A 22,048-nucleotide genomic window follows, 5' to 3' on the forward strand; every position below is an offset into this window, starting at 1 on the left:
AATAGCACGCTTCCAAATGCCACTCGAACCTTTCTGCGTTCAAAAGTGAGTGTAGTGATTGGTTTCGCATGAATCCAGAGTAAATTCATGAGGGTATACACAGAGCCGTCCCCAATAAATTGGCCAATCCATCAACATCTTTTATCTTAGGGCCATGGTAAGAAAAATACTCCTTTCAGTCATCCTATTTTGCGCATTCATGATGGCCAAAGCCCAGGAAACCGTCGCCGAAGCACCCGAGAGCGGTGACTACTTCTCCGATCAAATCAAATTCTACATGGTGGCTTTTATCTTTGCCTTGTCGATCTTCTTTACCGTTCGCACGTTCAGAAATAAGCCGGAAGCTTAATCGCAGGCATCTAGATCAACTCAAACGCCTGAGCAAAACGCACAAGCTCTGCATTGCTGGTGATTTCCAGCTTGGCCAAAATATTTTTGCGATGGGTCCTCACCGTATGCTCAGATAAAAACAACAACTCTGAGAGCTCCTTGCTGGTGTATCCACGGGCCACCAGTGCCAAAACTTCGCGCTCGCGCTTACCCAGAGACTCAAACCGCTCCCAGGCATTTTTCTCCACAAACACCTCGTCCAGCAAATTTCTGATCAGGGCCCCAGGCTTTCCCAGTGTTTGAATGTTATACCCACAGTTGAGATACGTGTGATGGTCAAAAACCGTCTTATGCGTGGAAATCCACTGATAGCCACCCCTGAAATAGAGGCGCTGCAGATAGGAACAAAATCGCTGACCATCAGGATATGCACGCTCAAAACTCTGAACCTCACGAATGGCCCTGCTCATTACCTCAGGATCTGAAATCTGCCGAATACGCTTAAATCCAAGCGCAATGATCATCTCCCGATCCAGCTCCATCCAGTTTTCCAGCGTATGATTGGCGTAGGTAGTATTCAGGGTTTGGCGGTCATTGAAGGTCACAAAAAAGTTGACGTGATCGCACACCGCTCTGAAAGTAGCCTCATCTGTGGAGGCAAGCTTCGCCAGTCGATAAATCTGAGTTTTATCGGCATTGATCAATTCCCTCTCTGTATGAAGCTTCCCCAAAATCGCAACGACAAGTTTTCTTTGCATAATTTTAACGAATCGAGCCTTGAAATCACAGTGACACGGTGAAAACCTCAAACAAGGGGATCACTCCCACAACTGTATTTCTTTCATTCAGAATCAATGGCCAATGGATTTAGAATACCTCCTCACCCTGCTTTTGCTACTACTTAGTGGAATGGCAGCATTCAGTATCATCAGTGGACTCATGCTAATCGCGCAGGCCATTTGGTAAAATTTCGGCAAACCACTCTATATTGAGTCAGAACAACAAAAGCCTAAATGGAATCATCGTCTGTACAGATCGTCAAGTATTCGGGAGAAACCACCCCTTTTGACATTGATAAACTGCGGCAGAGTCTGCTGGATGCCGGCGCCACAGAATCCGCCACGACGCGCATTTCCAGAAAAATAGCTGATGAACTCTACGATGGCATCAGCACCAAACAAATTTACCAGCGCGCGCACCGCCTGCTCCGAAATCATGCCCAGTCCAAAGCTTCAAGATATGGCCTAAAAAAAGCCATCCTCAACATGGGACCTACAGGATATCCCTTTGAACTGTTCGTAGGGGAGCTGATGAAGGCCCAGGGGTTTAAGGTAAAGGTAGGCACGGTGATGCCCGGTAAGTGTGTGACTCACGAAGTGGACGTCTATGCCGAAAATGAAAAAATGGTGCGCATGATGGAGTGCAAATTTCATAACCGGCTGGGGTATAAAACAGATGTGAAGGTGACGATGTACATCAAGTCTCGCTTTGAAGACCTGGAGTCCGTCTGGAAAAATGATGCGCAGATCAGCCATAAAAAGCACGAAGGCTGGGTAGTGACCAATGCCCGGTTCACCAAAGATGCCATTGATTTCGGCACGTGCTCGCGGCTGCAGCTACTCAGCTGGGACTATCCTGCACAGGGCAGCCTGAAAAGTCTGGTGACCAGACACAGGCTGTATCCGATCACCACCATCGGCGTACTTTCCAAATCCAATAAAGAGCTCCTGATGAAAAAAGGGATTGTGCTTGCCAAAACCCTCTGGGAGCAACCTGAGGCCCTGGAAGGATTGGGCCTGGAAAGCTCCAAAATAGACAAAATACTTACAGAGGCTCGGACGATTTGTGATTTGTGAAAAATCCTAGTTTCAATGTGTGGCTTTGATGCTGGTGATTAAACCTAGTCAACCCGAAATACAGCCCAGTTAAAAACAATCTATGTTTTACTTGATAGCATTATTTTAGATATCTCATTTTTAAAAACACCGTTCATGAACTCCTGTAATTCAATGAATTCATCACCTGAATAATCTCCTTTCTTCAATATTAGCTTTTTGTAATACTGCACGCCCTGCGGCGATCTTTTCACCTTTAGTTCATATTCCCCAAATTCTTTCTTGATACTAAGGTTTTCATTGGCATGTTGAAGAATATGATTCTCTGGGAATATTATTTCAATTGTTTGTACCACTTGATAATTTCTTAGCAACCTCATGAAATGATCGCTCGTATTGGCAGATATTCTACTCGTTTTGACAAAATCTTTCATATCGACAACAAGCCTTGAACCATATTTCTTGGCAAAAGATGGCACATTTAGTACGTAAACTTCCTTCAAAAGCAATGAGTCTTGATCCATCTCAAAGGCGAAGTGATCAATTGAATATTGACTGAAACTAAACTTTTCTTGGTTGCTTTTTTGAATCTCTTCAGTGGCTTGGTATAGATAGGATTGCCCTTCTTCAAAATAATTTCCCCCTTTTGTTATCTTAATTTCTATTTTGGCATGACCATTCTCGGTAAGACTAATCTTCACATGCTCCAATACTAAATTTTGCTCAACAGAGTAGTAGGGTGTTTTCACAATTTGACTGTTTCCTTGATCAACCCAAAGAACCTTCCGATCGTCAGTAAAAGAGCCCAGGTAATCACTTGGCATAGTTTGACTTGTACATTCCAGCCATAAGGTGTCATTTTCGTGCGGAACCGCTAAAAATACATGGTTGAATTGATTACTAGGAAAATCCTCTATTAATCGTGGTACGTTCGACCCTGCCATTACTAATACCTGATACGACTTTATCCCGGCTATACTCAGCAATTCCTGAGTATAGTTGGTCAGAGCTTTACAATCCCCATACCCTTTGGTGTCCACTTCTTCCGCGGGCAAAGACTTGAACCCTCCAACCCCAAGTTGAATTGAAATATATCTGGTTCTGCTCTGCATATACTTATATACGCTATCCACCAATTCGGGCACCATATCAAAGCTATTCCTGATGTTTTCAACATCTGATCTTGTCTTGGGTGTTATCTGTTCATCTCTTCTATTGAGTTTAAGATACCAGTCACCAAAAGATTTCCATGATGCCAGTGATCCATCAATCCCATCCAGTTGGAAGTCGTTTGACTTCATCAAAAGCCTTGGGGTTTGGTCTCTGAGCGGCTCATCGTAGCGTTTTTTGGATATAGGTTTGATGTTTTTGTATTCGATTTTAAAATGACAAAAACCATCATCACAGTAAGTTTCCGGTTCCTTCATTCCTAAAACAGCCATTACCTCGAAAGTCATGTCCCGAGGATACTTTACAGATATTTTGGATTCCTCAATGATGGTGTTAAAATCTTTAATGGGTTGCCAATCGTCCAAACTGATAAATCCGCTAAAATCCATCTCGTATGTATAATGAACGCGAAACGGAACTTTCTTATACTTTGAATCCAATAGGTAGACACGTGAATCAGTAACATTGGCATACCCAGACAATGACAAATCCAGTAGATCCCTAATGTTGTAGACTTCAATACGCTCACCCCTATCGTTCGTCATCTCAAACTTAAAATTCTTTAGCTTTCTAAATGAATCATGGTATAAAGTAAATACAGCCGACTCAAGCCCCTTTATATTATGAACCGTGAAACTTTTGGTCACTTTCAAGTTAGCATCGCCAGGGCGCTTAATCACATATTCCAAAGACTCTTGGTGTACAGTAATATTGGCCTGACTGATGAGCAGAATGGGACGAAGCAATAAAATTAACAATAGGAATCCCGCTAACTTCATCCTTGATTTTTCGCAATGATAATTTGCTCCTGGAGTTTGTTGGATATGGCATCAAAGAAACTTTTTATCCCATAATATTCTACTTCTGTGTAAGTAGTTTTTCGAATATCCATCAGGTACTGAACCTGTATTTTATTTCCAACACTAGAACAAACAAAGGTGAAATTCCCAAAACCATTTTCAAGTTTAATGGCTTCTGGTTTTGGAAGACTGGTAACCATCGCATTTTCAGGTAAAGTGATGGTAGTCATGTAGTATTTCTTAATTGGATAGATGAAATCTACTGGGTATTTCCTGCTTTCTGACTTGAAAGGATTATTCGAAAATTCAGCCATCAAGATGGGATGGATAAACAACTCATTGTCAAAAACCATGACCTGATCATCCAAATCCAGTGTCATCTCTTGATTGACATAGTGTTCTCCTTTTTCGTCAGTCAGATTGAGTTTTTCTATTTTGAAATTGTATAGTTCGTTGAGCGTGCCTTCGTACGCTTCATCTGTTTGTAATTCTTCATATACCTTAGCCCATTCCACATACTCGTATTCTTTCAACCTTCGCTGTACGCTAGCCGAAACATGAAAATTCTCGTCAACTGTAATATTGGTCACTTGCTGGACTTGCTTCATATCTTTTGTTTTGAGATCAATCCAAGCCGATGAATCCTTTGATATAATTCTGCCCTGATGATTCAAAACATTTTCTGGCAAAAACCCAGGGATGGCATATTTATCGTTTAAGTCTAAAAAAATCTGCTGATCAGGTAAGTAACATATTAGGTGGTTTAATTTATCTCTTTCCGGGTATAAGGGATTTAAAATTCCATTATCCCGAGTGGATAACGCAACTCTCAACACCCTGACTCCTAATTCTTCTAGCAAGTATGCCAATGCCAGATTCATTTCGGCTGAGTTTAATTCTTCACCCGCCTGAATACGCTCCCCAAGAGACTTAGGCTTGTAAATGGAGACAAAGGGCACAGCCTGATAAACCCCACTCCATTTGAGTTTTTCCTTTAGGTAATAGAATGAGGTATCAATTATTTCCGAGGGGGCCATTTCCAAAGCACCAACACCTTCAAGAAAGTTTCTTAAGTCCTTATTCTTGGAGTTAGGCTGAATTAGATCCCATATGAGCTTACTAACTCCTTCCCACGTTTTTGAGATATTCAGCTGTGATGCCTCCTCCATCTGAATATTGAGTTTTGAAACAAAATTCACTTCATGACTCATAAAATTTTCACCATGAAAGGCTGGTATGTTCTTGGCGATCCAGTGGCGATTGGGAGCGATAGGAAGTATCGGATGAAAACCGGTGATTGAATATGAAAATCTGAGATTTGGAATAGCTTCAATTGAAATTTCACTGTGAAGAGTAGGAATTTCAACCTGGAACTGCCATTCGCGTGGCATCCCTCTAGAGAGATATTGAATATCGATTATCGTGCCCACTTTTACATCAGGAATAAACATTTTATTGAAATAATATCCATTCACTAATTCTTCAGTGTAATGATCTTTCGCTTTCAATTTTTCGCTTACCAGCACATCACCCTCAAGATTGAAAACCATAATGTTGAAATTACCACTTTCAGATGACCTTACGGTCCAGTTGCCCCATCTGGTACCAGAAGGTTTGAGTATTTTAATTCTGAGGTGCCTACTGAACTGACCAGGTGAGAAGAAGTATCCACTTCCGCTGGGCAGGTATTGAAATTCTCCTTTATCAAATAAGATAAATGCACCCGCAGAGGAATCGATCGGGCAATGTGTCATCATTGCCTCTTCAAGCGATATTTCACCAAATTTTCCAGAATTAGAAAATTGCTTATCGTATCTCTTTGCCCTATCTATTTCCAAAACCTTTTGTTGTTCCTCAATGAAAGACCCTAAATAAGTATAATGGCTCTTTGGGATCTGATCTTTCCAGTAGTCTGGTGTTATTGATTTAATTTGAGATGGATGAACCTCGTGTAACCTCACTGTATCCCCATAATTCAATATAGTCAAACTTGAATCTGACCTTAATATCATGCCATCAGTGGTAATCATCAAATCAGTGAATTTGACAAAATAGTCCTCTATATAAGTCTTAACTTTTTCAGTGCCAATTCGGTAATCGATCTTACCATTCCCAACATCCAGGTAAGTAATAAATTCGAATCGCTTCTTGGTTTTTAAGTCTACATAAAGAGAATCACCAGATTTGGTAATGAGTAAATCCTGTCCAAACGAAAGGCTGGTAATGAGGAAAAAAAAAGAGTAGAAAAAAAAGCGCATCAAATGAGGAGTTAAATGAAAAACGAAAAATAGTAGAATTCTTCACAACGGACAAAAGCAGCTTGCTAAAACAATGGGATTTTGACTTGAACGATTTCGAATTCTACATACGAAGATCCCCAAAAGGTCACAGATTCATAGGAAGTATACCAATGGGATCAATTAAACCTTGATATCCCCCGAAGAAATGTAATTCTTAACCTTGATCCTCCACCCACTGAGATCCTGCAAAAAGCTGAGGTTCTTAATGGCGTGCTGAGCACAGGATCAGGAGAATAATGATGGGTGTTGGACTAGTGCTGTAAAAGAAGGCACTGATCCACAACCTGCTATTAAATATTTTATTGGCTCGTTCTTAAGGCCTGAACCACTCATCAAATAAAACCCCATTGAACAAAACCGACCTTCCTCAATTTCCATAAAACCATTAATTTCCCGTTTAATCAAAAAACACAACACACAACCATCATTCCTTTATCTAACCCATGACCAAAATCATTCGCAAGACCCTCCCCAGGGATATCAGTGTTGGGGTATTAGTGATCATTTTTGCTATTGTCTTTTTCCTGGCTGGTCAGCTTTTTGAAAAAAATCAGCCCAACATTGAACAATTCACGAGCATCTATCTCGGGGAGTTTTTGGTAAGCACTGCGGTCATCGTGATGATCCTGATCCTGTGGGAGGAAATTCTTTTCCCCGTGAAAATCAAACCAGATGGTGATGGATTGATTTTTCGGAATCATGCCACAAAGTTGATTGTGCAGGCCCTGATTTACCTGATCATTCCGGCCATTGTGGTCTTCCTGGTTTTCACGTACGAAGTAAGCCCTTTCCGCTTTTACGGATGGGCAGCGGTTTGTACGATTCTGCCGGTAGTGGGTAAGCTGGTATCCGGCATCAACAATTACAATGACTTTTTGAAGCTCACCACCAGTTCGATCGCGTATAAAAACAATGAGAAGGAAGGGGTCATCGAACTGAAAGATATCCAACAGATTCGCATGATTAAGGATGACTCCAATGATCTTCAGAAGTTGGAATTGGACTTGACCTCAGGAGCTCCTATCACCATTGACCTGGATGAAATGGAGCTTGAAGCTTATTATGAATCCATTGAGGAATACATCAAGACTCACTACAAGAGTTCGTTGTAGTGTTTGTTAAGCGTATGCTATTCATAACTTCTGTTGATCTAATTAAGATCATGTATTATCATAATCACCGCACCTGAATTAGAGTTTGTTTATTTAGGTCTTGGCGTAGTAACAATTACTTCTAACAACTTCTTTCCTTCCAAGGTGCTCAAAGTGGTTATATCAAAAGCTGATGATTCCTTTTCTCCAGTGAGTTTAAAATAAAAAGGTAAGATAAATTTCGAAGGGACGTTCTTACCGTTATAGCTAGCAGTTAACCACAGATTAGGAATCAGGTTGAATACATCTATTATTTCGTCGGTGAAATAACCACCATTGTCGTTTAATACCGCGATGTTCACTGCCTTCCCAATTGTGTTTACTTCAAAGATGAGAAAGACCGTTCCTTCAATCTGATCTCTTCTCGCTGCTGTAGGATAATTGATATTATTTCCCAGTATCGTATAGAATTCGGCATATGCGCCAAGATACCTAGGGTAAGGGTTCACGTGTTTGTATGTCCAGACAGAATCTATCATCACAAAGTATTTGCTCGTGTCTGGCTTAAGATAAACAAGTGTTCCTTTGTCGTAATTGATTTTGAGTTCTACGGAATCACCGTTCCCGAAATACTCCCAAACACCTACTTTATAACCATTTTCCAATTTTCCTCTTTCATAACCATTGTCAACATCCGATGGCTGACTAGCGCCTGTCAAGGAGGCAATAAGTACTATAAGTATAACTAAGACTAATTCTCTACTCATTTATATCCAAGTATCAATGGAACATCAATTCACCCCCCCCATTCACAAATCATTATAATTAAGCACCGTGTACTCCTTCACGAATGCTTTCAGCTTGGCGTCTGACCCCAGCACTATTAAGTAATCATCCTCTCCTATGAAGGTGTCTGCCGAAGGCGCAGGGATCAGCCCCTTGATATTATCTTTCACCCCCAGCACGATCACGCCGGTGGACGCTGCTATATTCAGCTCTTTCAATGTCTTGTCCTTGTACTCGGGCTTCAGATTTTCATACCCCACCTCCTCCAGGTGGTAACTGGTTTCAGACACCCCATTGAGCAGGTCCAGAAACTCTATAACAATCGGCTTGGTAACCAGCTGGGCCATAAACATACCACCGAGTATATCTGGCATCACCACTTTATTGGCCCCTGCCCTGTATAGCTTATTTTCTGTGTCTTTGCTGGAGGCCCTCACAATGATCATGATTTGATCATTGAGGTGGCGCGCGGTGAGGGTAATAAACACATTGGCAGCATCTGAGGGTGTGGTGATGATAATGGTGCTGGCCTTTTCGATGCCTACAATACGCAGGTGATCATCTTCTGTGGCATCTCCTATAAACTGCTTCATCGAATCAGGAATAACCTGAACCATCTCCGGATCCTTTTCGATGATTACAAATTCTTTACCACTCTTTTGCAACTCATCACAAGCCATGCTGCCGTTTCGGCCAAACCCGCACACAATGACATGGTTTTTTAGTTTACTGATTTCCATACCCGATCGATAGCTTTTAAAGATTGTTTTTAGTTTTCCCTCGAAAAAGTAGCTGGAGACCACCGAAACCACATAAGCGAACAGCCCAAGGTTCATGAGGATATAAATAGAAGTAAAAACCCTTCCGGCAGAACTGAGCTCTTTCACCTCTGTGAAACCCACTGTACCCACCGTGATGATCGTCATATACAGAGCATTGACAAAGTTCAGGTCTTCGATAAGGGTAAACCCGGTAAGGCCTACCAATAGGCTAAATATAAAGAGGGCAACCGCTGTAATGAGACTCTCCAGTTGCTTGTTCATTCTGTAATTTGCTTAAAGCCAGACATTCTCCACATTCATGTGAAACTCAGGTGGGGCTTTCAGGGAAATTACAGAAATTTTTCTCAGGACAGAAACCGTCTCACTTTTTCTTTTTCAGAATGACCGCAGAAATGGCCGATATCAGGAGTCCCACAGGGAAAATCTCCAAAAAGGTAAATCCGGCCATCACCAGTGGGTTCTCATAGAGTTCCATCCACTCCTTCATCTCCTGCTGCTTCACTGCGATCTCCGCAGCACTCATTCCTTCTTTGGTATACTCCTGCATCTGATATGCCGAGTACTGGTCCATAAAGTCAGGCATGAAATTGGGGTAGTAAATCATCCAACCCACTACATAGATGCCGGAAGCCACCAGCACAATGTAAAGTCCCATAAAGAAGGCCTTCTTGAATGAGATTACTCCCGCCAAAGTGGTATCCCGATAGTTTTTGATGCCTAGAAACACCGCGGACAGTGCCACGATCATGGTCAGATAACCCAAAAACTCCCCCTGGGAGAAATCATACGGTTCGCCCTCTGCCGGAGCAAAAATGAGCTGAGTAATCCACCAGCTAATGATGATGACCAGTCCGCTGATCAGCCCAAACTGCAAAGCCTTTTTAAGTTGTGCGTTCATGTTTTCTTTCTTTTGATGATTGAAATAAATAAGGCCTCAAGGAAAATAAAAAAACCAAAGTACCCTTCATACTTTCGGGTGATTTTTACTTTTTAGTACTTTCTGGTGAGCTGATGATGCCAAAGTCCCGCACTTTCTGAATGGCCTGCGTACGACTGGATACATTGAGCTTTTGGTAAATATTGGAGAGGTGGGTTTTGGTGGTATTGAGCGATACAAACAGACGGTCTGCGATCTCCTGATTGGAACATCCATCCACCAGCAGACTGAGCACCTCAGTCTCCCGGGCACTCAGCTGGAGGGCCTGTGCCCTCGACTGGTCAATAAGTGTGGCCTGGCGCCGCTTATAGAGCTGAATTCCTACCCACACACCCAGCACCATAAAAATGGCCGCAATGACCACCCCAAATACCTCCAGCCGGAGATCCCGCACCATGGTGCGGTAGTGGAGTACTTGCAGCAGCAGCAAAAGCAGGCCTGTGGCCCCACCATATATCCAGTAGCTCCTCTTCATGATTACATTTTTTGCTGCATGGCACGGATGCGCTCCAGCAGCGGAGGATGGGAATAATGTACAAATACATAAGCCGGATGCGGAGTGAGATTGGACAAGTGATCGCTGCTCAGTTTTTTGAGCCCATCTATGAGCGGCTGACCAGCATAGGTGGTCACCGCGTATTCGTCCGCTTCAAACTCATTTTTTCGACTCAGCGCATTGCTAAACAGTCCCAAAATCCTGGATACAGGCGTGTATAGGATAGCAAATGCCAGCATGTTCAGATGAAGCGTCGTAATATCGCCGCCCATGGCCCAGCTCACCTCACTATTGAAGATCATTTTGGAAAGCAGGAAAAGCATCAACCCAATGGTGAGGATACTAATCACCGTGCCCAGAATGATATGTTTTTTCTTAAAGTGACCTACCTCATGTGCAAAGACAGCCGTAAGCTCTTCGGTGGTATGTTGCGCTATCAGGGTATCAAACAAGACCACTTTTTTCTTTTTGCCCAAGCCTGAAAAAAAGGCATTTCCCTTGCTCGACCTTTTGGAGCCATCCATCACAAAGATACTCTTCAGGGGAAATTTCACCTGCTCACTATACGCTTGTATGGATTCCTTCAGAGATCCCTCCTCTAGCGGAGTGAGCTTATTGAAAAGTGGTAACAGCAGGGAGGTATAAAACACGTTCAGGAACAAAATAAAGACGGTAATGATGATCCAGAAATAGACCCAAAAGCCACTCCCCATGGCCATCACCAGGTAAATAAGGGCCGCCAGCAGAATGCAGCCTATCAGGAGTGTGAGTACATACCCTTTCAGTTTGTCCAGCCAAAAAGTCTTTGGGGTCATTTTATTAAAACCAAATTTCTCTTCGATCACAAAAGTTTGGTACCAGGAAAAAGGGGTCCCAAAAACATCAGAAATGATAAATACCGCTCCAAAAAACAATAGCGTGGTGAGCGGCTCAAAAGGGGAAAATCCACGTAGCCATTTGTCCAGAAGTCCAAACCATCCAAAATAAATGGCCGCAAACATGAGCACAAAACTGAGTGTGGCGGTAAGGGTGCCAAATTGTGAGGTAGCTCGCTGGTAGGCCTGCGATTTGGCATACTTTTCGTTATCATAAATCCCGTTCAGCTCTGAGGGGATCGGCTTTTTAGAACTTTTATTATTGAGGTGAGTGATGACTCGCTCAAACACGAAATCGAAAGTAATGATCACCAGCAGGACAATGAGTATTGTTTGTTCATTCCACATGACTCAAAACTATGCAGAACAAGCGAATAAAGCCGAAAAATGGGTTTTAGAAATTACCCATTTAGGGGTATTTGAAGTGATCTTACTTGCTAGTACCTTTGTTAAGGCAATTAGAATATTACAACTAATGCGTCAAATATTCCAATCACAATTTTTTAAACGTCTACAATCCAATTTCCACTACTATGAAACAATTACTTAATTTATTACTCGCACTCGCCATGGTGTTGACTCTGTCATTCTGTAATAAGGATGATGATCCCAAGCCTGGAGACAAAGACCCTACTGACACTACAGATACCACCAGCAATGTGGTAAAACTCACACCTGAGCAAAATAAAGAACTTCTCCAAACCATTGGAGTCCAGTTTGTAAACGAAATGTCCGCTATGCAGCAGACTGAAGGTATACAGGCGCTCACTTCCTTTGGCCTTTTAGTAGAAGGTGAAGACGATGATCCAGACCCGGGTGTTCCCAACCAATTGATGAAGATCAACAAAGCCATCATCGCTTTTGCTCATGGGCGCATATCGGCCAATCAATTTGGGGCCCTACCAGTAGCTCTAAGAACTGATGACGATGATGATGACTTTGAGTCTCTCCAGGAACTGTTTGATGAGGCCACAGGTACTTATGACTGGAATGCCGCAACTGAGGAGTTTGACTATACAGACAACAGTAGCGACAAAATCATTTTCAAATATCCTACGCCAGAAACCGGAACATCCAACAATACTACCCTCACATTTAGCAACTACTCCAGCGTGGAGATAGCTAATCCAATTGATGAAGAGTACACTGGAGACCTCCCAACGAGCCTGGACGTAGAGCTGAAATTAGATGGTGTCACTCAGGTGACCTACGGTTTTGAGGTAGATTATAACAGTGAGGGAGTTCCTGAGAAAGTGGAAACAGCCCTTTTTGTGAACCCATTTACTTTATCTGTTGACCTCACAAACAACAAGTCCAAAATTGGAACAGGTGTAGATTTTTCTAATGGCACCAAAACGCTGATTGCTACAAGTGTAGAATTCAATGGTGACTTCTCTGATGCTGCCATAGAAGCTGCAGAGGAAGATGAAGAAAAACTAAAGGACGTCATCCATGATGCCAATTTCTCTTTCACCCTGTTGGATCTGAAAATGGTGGCTGATGTAGATTTCGCAAATTTCTATCCTAAAGTGTATAATCTGGATACGTATTATGACGATTATGACGGAAACACCGATCCAAAGCCCGACCTGGAGGCCAATGCTGAAAAATTGGAAGCTGCACTCAATGACCATGTAAGCCTGACTACTTCCTATGTAAGCACTGGTAAGATCGCCGCAGAAGTGGAGTGGTACACCTTTGTGGAGTCTGAGGAGTACTGCTGTGGCACTGACTACAGCGTGGAGCTGGGTGCACGCATGATCTTTGAAGATGGCAGCAAGGTAGACCTGGAAGATTATCTGGAAACAGGATTTGGTCAGCTAGAGGGAGCCATCAACGACTTGCTGGATCAGATCAGCGAAGACATTGGTGAAGATCTGGAGCACATCGAATTTTAAATTTCTTAGTAGAGTTTTTCTCATAAAAATGACTGTCCGGCTTCCGGGCAGTCATTTTATTTTAAGACTATCCTGTGGTAACTGGCACCATATCCACCCCACACACCCAGCGCTGGTTTTGTGCCCCGGATATTACTCTCTACTTCGTTTCCCGAAGACCCAAAGGGATTACCTGCTGAGTAAAGTTCACGCTCCAGGGTCCTCCAAAAGTCAAAATGCACCTGATCCAACGTGCAAAACTTTACATTCACTGTATCCCCTTTCGTGAAATACACATCCTGAGCGACCTTGGTAAAGTCAGCAGGTTGCTTCAATATGGGATAACGAAATGATTCACCGTTAAAAGCCCTGTCGGAGAGGGTAGATTGATACGCCGGAATGTATCGATCATTCTTGCTGATAATTCTGGTGAAGGAGCGATAGCGATTGACCGCACTGCCGTCATCTTTGAACCGTACCCAGATATTCACCAATGAATCCGACGGACCATCCTGCAAAAACCACAAGCTATCCAAAGCCACTGGTGCAGGAATGGTAGTCGTGGCGGTGTAGGTCTCCCCCCTGCTTCGCACCTCCAGGGTATACTCCTTGCCAATGACCCCACGCAGAGCTGTACCCCGGTAGTAATAGGGCGGGAAATAACCTTCATTTCTGAATAAGGTGAGCACTTCTTCATTTTCGCCATCAGACACTGACACCCTCGCTGTAGTGACAATCAGATCCAGTAGGTTCATAGAGTCTACAGGATCATAAAATCCGGAACTCAGCGTGAGGTACACAATGGGAAACTGCCCTTGTTCGATCGCTCCGTCAATGACGAGCTTCTGCTCAGAAGTAGGTAGCCCCTCCTCTATGGGTTCACATCCCCAGATCAAAAGCATCGATACGATCAGATAGAATGGTTTCATCAGAAGCTATATTCAAAACTAAGTGAAGGCAAAACCGGAAAGAGCGCTACTTCCTTCAAACTAATGTCCAGGGCATAGGCAGATACATCACCCTTTACATCGAAATACACAAAATAGGGATTTCGACGATTGTAGACATTGTACACAGAAAACACCCAGGTTACCTGCTCATTCCCGCTGGGGTGCCAGCTGGCAGCAACATCCAGCCGGTGGTACATGGGCAGACGAAAAGCATTTCTTTCCGAGTACTCACTCACAATACTCTCATTAATGACATATTTGGCCACTGGTACCGTCAGGTTATTGCCCGAGCTGAGCTTAAATAATCCTGAAAATGACCAGTTGCCGAGATGGTAGGTTCCTATAAGGTTGAGGTCATGGGTGCGGTCATACTTGGCGCGAAAGGTTTCTCCACCCTGCACTTCTTCAAAACTTCGCTCGGTCTTACTGAGGGTGTAGCTGGCCTGGTACTCCACCGATCCCGCATCTTTCGTTACTGAAAACTCTACGCCATAGGATTGACCCTTTCCGAAGATAAAGTCATCATCAAAATTCTTACTACCAGAGTACCCGGCAATGGCCCCGTTTCTGTACTCAATCTGATTTTGTAATAGTTTGTAATACCCCTCTACCGAATATTTTATCTGGCTGGAAAGGAGGCTGTAATAACCAAGCGCTACCTGATGTGCCTTCTGGGGGCGAATCTTCTGAGAACTGGGCACCCAGATATCAGTAGGCAAAGAGACCGATCCCAGGGGAGACAGATGGATGTACTGAACATTCCGGTCATAGGAGGCCTTTAACGCACTGTTTTGATTCATCAAATAATTGACCCTCACCCGGGGCTCAGGACTCACGTAATGTTGCACCCATTCGCCTTGTGAAAAATGCGTGGAGTCCACAGATACCAGATTCTCTGTGGTCTCGTAGCGCGTGAATGGTCCCAGGTGCACAAAGCTACTCAAGCGCAACCCCAGCCCGATTCGCAATTGCTCTGTAAGCGTGATCTCATCATCCACACTCACCGCCAGCTCAGCGGTAGGGAGCCAGGACACTTCAGAAAGATTAAACTCCTCCTGGGTGGATTCTATATGCACCTGACTCGGTCTGAAGTTTCGGTAAGAATACTCTGCACCAAAGGTCAGCAGATGTGATCCCCTGGTCAGAAAAACGTTGGCACCCGCTCTGGCATTGGCAATGTAGGAATCCAGGTCAATCTGATAGATGCTCAACCCGGCCCCATAGCGTTGTTCGTAGCGTCCCAGCGTGGCGTACACCTCCCCATCCAGGTCAGCATTGGTCATCCATTTCCAGTTCACCCCGCCATTGAGGGTTTTCCAATAAATATGATTTTCGAAGGTACGCTCACTCCGGAAAAGGTAATCGTCGGTACCCATGAAACCAACCAGTGAAAGCGTATGGTGACTATTGATTCGGTGATTGTATTTCAAAATCAGGTCTGAAAAGCGATAGTCGGTGCGCCGGCTGATCTCGCTTTCATCATCCATCAGATTTTGCGTAATCAGGTCGAGGTAGGACCTCCGTGCTGCCACCAGCAGGGAAGATTTCTGTTTGATCACAGGTATTTCCAGGCTTACACCTCCCGCCAGCACTCCTACTTTCACATGTCCGTGAAAAGCATCCGCATCGGGATTGATGGTCTCTATCCGCATCATGGATGAAAGTCTGCCCCCAATCGCTGCAGGAAAACCACTCTTCATAAAACTCACCTGGTCGATGGCCTTGGGGTTGAAGGTAGAAAAGAAACCAAACAAGTGATTGGTATTATAGAGCTCTATATGATCAAGCTCAATGGCATTCTGATCAATACCGCCACCACGAACGTAATAGCCATTATTTCCATCGGTACCTGAGGCCACCCCAGACTGGCTCTGAATAAACTTGAGGGGATCCTGCTCGCCCAGCAGGTAAGGCAGCTCGCTCTCCCCTTCCATGCTGAAGGTGACATAGCCAGTACCCGATTCCTGCAGTTGCTGCCTGGGTTGGTTTCCCCTGATCTCCACGGCCTCCATCACCACCTCATCGGACTCCAAAATGATCAAAAGTGTTGTGTCTCCACTGATCGGGAAAGTGTTTTGTACAGGCTTAAAGCCCACAAAAGTGATTTGAAAACTAATCTCAGTTCCTGAAATCTCCTTACTGACCTTACCATTAGTATTGGTGATCAAAACCTCTCCACTCTCCAGCAGGACGGTAGCGCCCAATACCGGCGCCCGCTCGCTATCCTTCACTTGCCAGGTGACGACAGATTGTGCAAAAGAACCACCAGTCAAGGCAAAAAAAATGACCAGCAAGACACCTCGAATCATTTGACTAAGATATTCGGAAAAACACACCTCCAAAAGTGAGACACCAATAATCCCTATAAAGAGGTATGCTTAGAAAATAAAGGGAACGGGGCACCTCAGCTGACGCACCTCGCGTGAAGGCTTACGCGGATCAGAAAGGTCAAAAGCATAAATAAGCGAGATCTCATGAGCACCCCCACTACCTATTCCCAAATCAGAAATGGTATAATCAAAGCTATATCCAATGGTGAGATTATTCTTATTGATCCCTATCATCGAAATGATAGCCTCACTGTTTTTGGTGCTTGTGAAACCATCGATCGGCAGCCCACGGTACCAGGCGCCCAACAAGATAGGCTCCAGCGTAAAATAAAGGCCCACATCCAACTGCTTAAATGACCCTTGCTGCTTATAGTTTACCGAGGGTGTCATGCTTCGCTCACGACCCTTGCCCTGTGGCCTGGCGCGTTTGTTGAGCTCCGTGAAAAGGATCTTGTAGCCCCCATGCAGGGAAAATTTTCGAGGAAGCGGCGCATCTCCACCAGCTACTGCCTGATTGGGCTCCAGTACGTGGTGCATGGATGCACCAAACCACATTTTATCATTGTATAAAATGCCACCAAAAGCCAGATCGAAAAACCTGGCGCTAAAGCCAGTGTCGAAAGTCTCCCCGGTAGTAGGACGTACCTGACCGGAGTTGTCAAACTGATCTCCAAAGGTCAACCGGTCAAAATTCAAATCCCTGAAATAGTAAGACGCTTCCACTCCTGGTCTGAAAGTCCATGTGTCTGTAAGATTCAGCTGATAGGCATACTGCAGACCAATATTCGTGGATCTAAGGCCGGCTATCCCCTCCTGATCAGTATTCACAATCAGTCCAAGGGCACTGAATTCATCTTCGAAAAAGTAGTCGATAAAAAAGGAATAAGTCACATAATTGGCATCTATGGATGGCCACTGATTCCGATAATTCAAGCCTGCACGCCCAATCTGACTGATCCCTACCAACCCCGGATTGAGGTACATAGGCGCTGCATAATACTGTGAAAACTGCGGGTCCTGAGCTTTTAAGTTGTTGGTGGAAAGTAGGCTAACCAGCACAAACAAAAAACTCAGTCGGCAGAACAAACGCAGCTGATGTGAATTAAAATGAATCAAATTAAGTGTCAAATTGATTTTTGCCTTAAAGTTGCTAAACTAGGTAATGTAACGTAAAGTTTACCGTTAGTATTTTATGCTAAATTTACATAGTGTTGTGATGCTAAGGACATTTTCCCTCTAAATAACCCTTAATAAGTTTAATGTCAAAGATTTTGCGTTCAGGTGTAATCAAATTTATTCTCTGCTTTTTCATGGTCCCGTCTGCGGTGGTGGCCCAGAATATCACAGAGACTCAGTGGTATTTTGGAAACTCACCAGATGCCTTTGTGATGGATAAAAACGGGCGGACTCCCAATATCGTGGACAATCAGGTGACCCCTTTCGGCACCAATGGCTCCACGGTGATCAGTGATCAGGAGAAAGGGAATCTTCTTTTCTATTCGGATGGTCAGGTGATCTATGACAACACTCATCAGGCGCTCCCCGGACTGGGTGCCGCTACCCTGAGTGCAGACCTTACCATAATACAGCCCGTGGTCTCCTGCCCTTTTCCTGACGGCACTCCTCAATACTATATTTTTACCAACACCGGCAGTGCCATTGAATTCACCGTGGTGGATGCCTCCCTTCCGGGAAATTCCACGATTCTTCAATTTCCATTGGGAGATGTCTCTGGCGCGATCAACCAACCCACAGGCCTGAACAACCCCGGAGAACTGATGAAAATACTGGAAAGTGCTGATGGACAGCGCTATTGGCTGGTAACTCAGGAAGCCACCACCCTGAACTTTCAGGTCACCGAGATTAACAGCACCGGGTTGGGTGCCACAACGAGCTATGATGTCTTTCCGGCAGCTTTACCCCGATTTCAGGCCACAGCTCTGGCCATCAAAACAGATACCACCGGCACTTATGTGGCAGCATCGCCCAAAAACGCCAACCGAAACACCATCCTATTGGATTTTGATCCACTCACCGGAGCATTGGCTTTCAACCAGCAAGTAATCGGGTCCGGCTTTGACGACTCTGGCACTTCTGTGATTTATGATACCGAATGGTCAAATGATGGCTCCAAACTCTACATTTCCCGAACGGGAGATGACACCAATCAGGGAAACATCTATCAGATTGATTTTGCAGACACTGTCAATGCAAACCCTCCGGTTACGCCCATCCTTAACAATGCGTACTTCCGAAGCTATGGCCTCAAAAGAGCCATAGACGGCAATATTTATCACCTCTATCAGAGGAACAGCACGGCACCTTTTATTCTGGGCAGAATCAATCGACCGGACAGCGCTGCGGCCATCGGAGTGTTTTACGACAGTCTGGTCTTCACTAATAACTTTAACGGCACCCAGTTTCCTGAATTTGCACCGGCCTACATGCCTACCAACTTCTTTACCATGAGCTTCACTTATCTGGACTCCTGTGTGGAAAGTGCTACCAAGTTTATAGCGCTGGTAGACCCCTTGCCCAACAACTACTTTTGGAACTTTGGCGATGGTACAGGTAGTGTGGGACCGGCTCCCATCCACACTTATGATTTGGCCAGTGGCTACTTTGTCACGCTCACCGCTGAACTCAACGGCACTTTCCAGTCAGTCACGCTACCTGTGGACATTCTGCCCGGAGACTCGGCAGTGGATTTAGGAAACGACACCACCATCTGCGTGGATGAGATCCTTATGCTGGATGCCGGAGACGGCATATCCTACTTGTGGAGTACGGGAGAACTCACTCAAACCATTGAAGTGGACACCGCAGGTACCTACTGGGTAGAGGTGACCGGCCCTTCAGGGTGTACTTCGTTTGACGACATTGTGGTTACTGAGTATGGAGTGCAGCGGCAGGTTTTCAACCAATGGTATTTTGGTGAAATGGCCGGGTTAGACTTTAACTCCAATCCGCCCGCGCCCTTACTGGACGGCATGATTTTCTCAGAGGAAGGCTGTGCCACCATGTCAGACGACAATGGTCAATTGCTTTTCTATACCAATGGATCCACGGTCTGGAACAAAGACCACCTGGTGATGGCCAATGGACAGGGCATTGGTGGAGACAGTACGGCTGCCCAGTCTTCCATCATTCTACCCTTCCCCGATGACAACACTATGTTCTACATTTTCACCACCGAAGAGGTTTACGGGGACTTTACTTTCAATCTGAAAATGTCCATCGTAGACATGAAAAAGGACACCGCTCGCGGGCAGGTACTGATCAAAAACATCCCCATCATAGAATGCAGCACAGAAAGAGTCACTGCATCAGGATTTGGCGGCACCCCGTGGCTCCTGGCCCATGAGTACGGCAACAATAACTTCAGGGCCTACCAGATCAACACCAATGGCGTGATAGGCACCATACATTCCTCTGCCGGGGAGCCTCACGTATTCCAGAGCGAACCGCGAGCCACAGGTTATATGAAATTCTCACCGGCTGGAGACTTGGTGGCTGTGGTGGTACCAGGTAGCCCCAACTACATCGATCTGTTGAATTTTGACCTGACCACCGGACAGGTCAGCAACTCCCGGTTGATTGACATTGAAGAAGCTGGTGAAGCCTATGGTTTAGAATTTTCGGGTGACGGACTCAAACTATATGTCACTACCACAGGAGTCAACTCCAAGCTGATCCAGTATGACCTGGACAGTATCAACTCACAAAATCCGGCGGCTGACATTCAGGCCACCAAATTTGATGGCTACGGTGCCACTTTGCCCGGTTATGGCGCACTACAGCGTGGACCAAATGGAGTGATCTACCTGGCCATAGACGGACAGACACAAATAGGTTCTATCAGCAGCCCCGGTGGTAACGATCTGACGGCATCCTATCAGGAAACCAATACCGATCTTGGAGGAAGAACCTCGAGGCTGGGTCTGCCCAACTTCACCCAGCAGATCACGGCTGCCCCGCAGCAACCCGGAATCACCACAGAGGTGGCATGTGCAGGCCAGCCCACTTCCTTTACAGCCGTAGGCCGCGATAGCAGCATCGAAACCTATAGCTGGGACTTTGGTGACACCACGGGTGTGGTCACGGATCAGAACCCGCAGCATACCTACCTCAACCCTGGAACTTACATCGTCCAATTGACCCTGAGCAACCGATGCGACATGGACAGTGTGCTCCGGGATACTGTAGAGGTTTTTAATATCCCTTTGCTTCCTACAGTACCTACGGACACCGCACTATGTGGTGGTCCGGTCACACTCTTTGCTTGGGATACGGATGATCCAGGCCTCAACTACTACTGGTCATCGGGAGACACCACCAGAGCAGTCACTTTTACCGCTCCTACCATTGTAAACGTGGCCATCATCAATGACGATGGTTGTAGCTCAGACACCCTGACAGTATTCATCGGCGAGGATGAATCATTCATTGATTTGGGGCCAGATCGGCTCATTTGTCAAAATGATACACTGATTTTGGACTCTAATGACCCTGGACCAAATTATACCTGGTACCGGGATGGTGTAGTGGTCGGTGATCAAAGAACTCAGTTGGTAGCTTCAGGAAGTCCTGGGGACTTTCTTTACGCCGTGGAGGTGATCAATGACTTCTCTGGGTGTATTTACAGGGACACCATCCAGATCACCGTGCAGGGTGGCCCACAGGCCATCCAGTCCAATATACTCACGCCAGATTGCGGGCAGGCCAACGGTTCGTTTACGCTGGACATCAGCACTACAGGTAATTATAGTTACGCGCTCTCGGGCCCTGTCACTGCCGGACCGCTCAATTTTGATGGGCCCGGCACCACGCCAGCTTTCACGGGCTTGCCTGCTGGCACTTACACCTCCACCGTCACCAATACAGTGACGGGATGTAGCACTGATGAAATTGTGCTCCTGGAAGACAATGCGCCTTTTGAAATGGAGGCCGTAGGTGAGAATGCCTGCGCCCTCACCGGTGATATCTCAGTCCGGTTCAGCAATCGCATTCCCGCCAGAGTGGAAATAAACGTAGTGAATGAAGCCGGCAACAATGTCTTTAGCTCTACAGAAACCCTGACGCGGAGCACCTTTACCATCAATGACCTGGATAGCGGACTCTACTTCGTGGAAGTGCGCGATACCAATCCACCAAACTGTATACAATCGGACACTGTTCGGCTAAGTGTCTCGGACGAATGCTACCGTACTATATTTGTTCCCAATGCGTTCAGTCCAAATGGAAATGGCGCCAATGATGAGTGGTTTGCTTTTCCCAATGAATTTGTGGATCAGTTTCAGGTCTATGTTTTCAATCGTTGGGGCGATCTGGTTTTTTATTCCAACAATAAAAACTTCAGGTGGGACGGTTCTTTTGCAGGAGGGGAAGTACCCATGGGTACCTATGCTTATCGCATGCTTTTCACCAGCACGCTGGAGCCCGAAAAAGGCACCTTTGAACAGTATGGTTCTGTGACGGTTGTAAAATAA

Annotated in this window: 16 protein-coding genes; 5 read left to right on the forward strand and 11 right to left on the reverse strand. The window is 45.1% G+C overall.

Going from position 1 to position 22,048, the window contains the following annotated elements; genetic code table 11:
* Positions 1–154 precede the first annotated feature (154 nt).
* A complete protein-coding gene (locus GV030_RS09660; protein ID WP_159582107.1) occupies positions 155–349 on the forward strand; it encodes a hypothetical protein in 195 nt (64 codons plus the stop codon).
* Between the two features lie 10 nt (positions 350–359).
* On the opposite strand, the gene GV030_RS09665 is transcribed toward GV030_RS09660, so the two are convergent.
* Positions 360–1,088 carry a response regulator transcription factor gene (locus GV030_RS09665; protein WP_159582108.1) on the reverse strand — a complete coding sequence of 243 codons (729 nt, stop codon included), beginning with the start codon at positions 1,086–1,088 and terminating at the stop codon, positions 360–362.
* 255 nt (positions 1,089–1,343) lie between these two features.
* Here GV030_RS09665 and GV030_RS09670 point away from each other — a divergent pair, with 255 nt between their 5' ends.
* Entirely contained in the window at positions 1,344–2,186 is an 843-nt protein-coding gene (locus GV030_RS09670) for an ATP cone domain-containing protein (protein ID WP_159582109.1), read from the forward strand.
* Between the two features lie 80 nt (positions 2,187–2,266).
* On the opposite strand, the gene GV030_RS09675 is transcribed toward GV030_RS09670, so the two are convergent.
* Both GV030_RS09675 and GV030_RS09680 read right to left on the reverse strand, forming a co-directional pair.
* Positions 2,267–4,114, reverse strand: coding sequence for a DUF3857 domain-containing protein (locus GV030_RS09675; RefSeq protein WP_159582110.1), 1,848 nt, complete (start codon positions 4,112–4,114; stop codon positions 2,267–2,269).
* Positions 4,111–6,393, reverse strand: coding sequence for a DUF3858 domain-containing protein (locus tag GV030_RS09680; RefSeq protein WP_159582111.1), 2,283 nt, complete (start codon positions 6,391–6,393; stop codon positions 4,111–4,113). The genes GV030_RS09675 and GV030_RS09680 overlap by 4 nt, the downstream gene beginning before the upstream one ends.
* A 485-nt stretch (positions 6,394–6,878) precedes the next feature.
* Between GV030_RS09680 and GV030_RS09685 the strand changes: the two genes are divergently transcribed.
* Positions 6,879–7,547 (forward strand): heavy metal transporter, encoded by a 669-nt coding sequence (locus GV030_RS09685; RefSeq protein ID WP_159582112.1) that lies wholly within the window; start codon positions 6,879–6,881, stop codon positions 7,545–7,547.
* Positions 7,548–7,636: 89 nt separating this feature from the next.
* On the opposite strand, the gene GV030_RS09690 is transcribed toward GV030_RS09685, so the two are convergent.
* The 5 genes from GV030_RS09690 to GV030_RS09710 all read right to left on the reverse strand — a co-directional run bounded on the left by GV030_RS09690 (position 7,637) and on the right by GV030_RS09710 (position 11,750).
* Positions 7,637–8,293: an energy transducer TonB gene (locus GV030_RS09690; RefSeq protein ID WP_159582113.1), complete on the reverse strand. Its 657-nt coding sequence runs from the start codon at positions 8,291–8,293 to the stop codon at positions 7,637–7,639.
* Positions 8,294–8,335: 42 nt separating this feature from the next.
* Positions 8,336–9,355 (reverse strand): TrkA family potassium uptake protein, encoded by a 1,020-nt coding sequence (locus GV030_RS09695; RefSeq protein ID WP_159582114.1) that lies wholly within the window; start codon positions 9,353–9,355, stop codon positions 8,336–8,338.
* Positions 9,356–9,455: 100 nt separating this feature from the next.
* Positions 9,456–9,992, reverse strand: coding sequence for a DUF4199 domain-containing protein (locus GV030_RS09700; RefSeq protein WP_159582115.1), 537 nt, complete (start codon positions 9,990–9,992; stop codon positions 9,456–9,458).
* An 85-nt stretch (positions 9,993–10,077) separates the two neighbouring features.
* Positions 10,078–10,506: a response regulator transcription factor gene (locus tag GV030_RS09705; protein ID WP_159582116.1), complete on the reverse strand. Its 429-nt coding sequence runs from the start codon at positions 10,504–10,506 to the stop codon at positions 10,078–10,080.
* A gap of 2 nt (positions 10,507–10,508) precedes the next feature.
* Positions 10,509–11,750 carry a M48 family metallopeptidase gene (locus GV030_RS09710; protein WP_159582117.1) on the reverse strand — a complete coding sequence of 414 codons (1,242 nt, stop codon included), beginning with the start codon at positions 11,748–11,750 and terminating at the stop codon, positions 10,509–10,511.
* Positions 11,751–11,935: 185 nt separating this feature from the next.
* Between GV030_RS09710 and GV030_RS09715 the strand changes: the two genes are divergently transcribed.
* Positions 11,936–13,300, forward strand: a complete 1,365-nt coding sequence (locus GV030_RS09715) for a hypothetical protein (RefSeq protein WP_159582118.1) — start codon at positions 11,936–11,938, stop codon at positions 13,298–13,300.
* A 56-nt stretch (positions 13,301–13,356) separates the two neighbouring features.
* On the opposite strand, the gene GV030_RS09720 is transcribed toward GV030_RS09715, so the two are convergent.
* The 3 genes from GV030_RS09720 to GV030_RS09730 form a co-directional block, all read right to left on the reverse strand.
* Complete coding sequence (locus tag GV030_RS09720; RefSeq protein WP_159582119.1) at positions 13,357–14,208, reverse strand: DUF4249 domain-containing protein; 852 nt, start codon at positions 14,206–14,208, stop codon at positions 13,357–13,359.
* Positions 14,208–16,538 carry a TonB-dependent siderophore receptor gene (locus tag GV030_RS09725; RefSeq protein ID WP_159582120.1) on the reverse strand — a complete coding sequence of 777 codons (2,331 nt, stop codon included), beginning with the start codon at positions 16,536–16,538 and terminating at the stop codon, positions 14,208–14,210. The genes GV030_RS09720 and GV030_RS09725 overlap by 1 nt, the downstream gene beginning before the upstream one ends.
* Before the next feature lie 69 nt (positions 16,539–16,607).
* Positions 16,608–17,687 (reverse strand): type IX secretion system membrane protein PorP/SprF, encoded by a 1,080-nt coding sequence (locus GV030_RS09730; RefSeq protein WP_370519067.1) that lies wholly within the window; start codon positions 17,685–17,687, stop codon positions 16,608–16,610.
* 131 nt (positions 17,688–17,818) lie between these two features.
* On the opposite strand from GV030_RS09730, the gene GV030_RS09735 reads away from it, so the two are divergent.
* Positions 17,819–22,048, forward strand: coding sequence for a PKD domain-containing protein (locus GV030_RS09735; protein WP_159582122.1), 4,230 nt, complete (start codon positions 17,819–17,821; stop codon positions 22,046–22,048).

Origin of the sequence: Marinoscillum sp. 108, assembly GCF_902506655.1 — a bacterium.
GTDB lineage: Bacteria > Bacteroidota > Bacteroidia > Cytophagales > Cyclobacteriaceae > Marinoscillum > Marinoscillum luteum.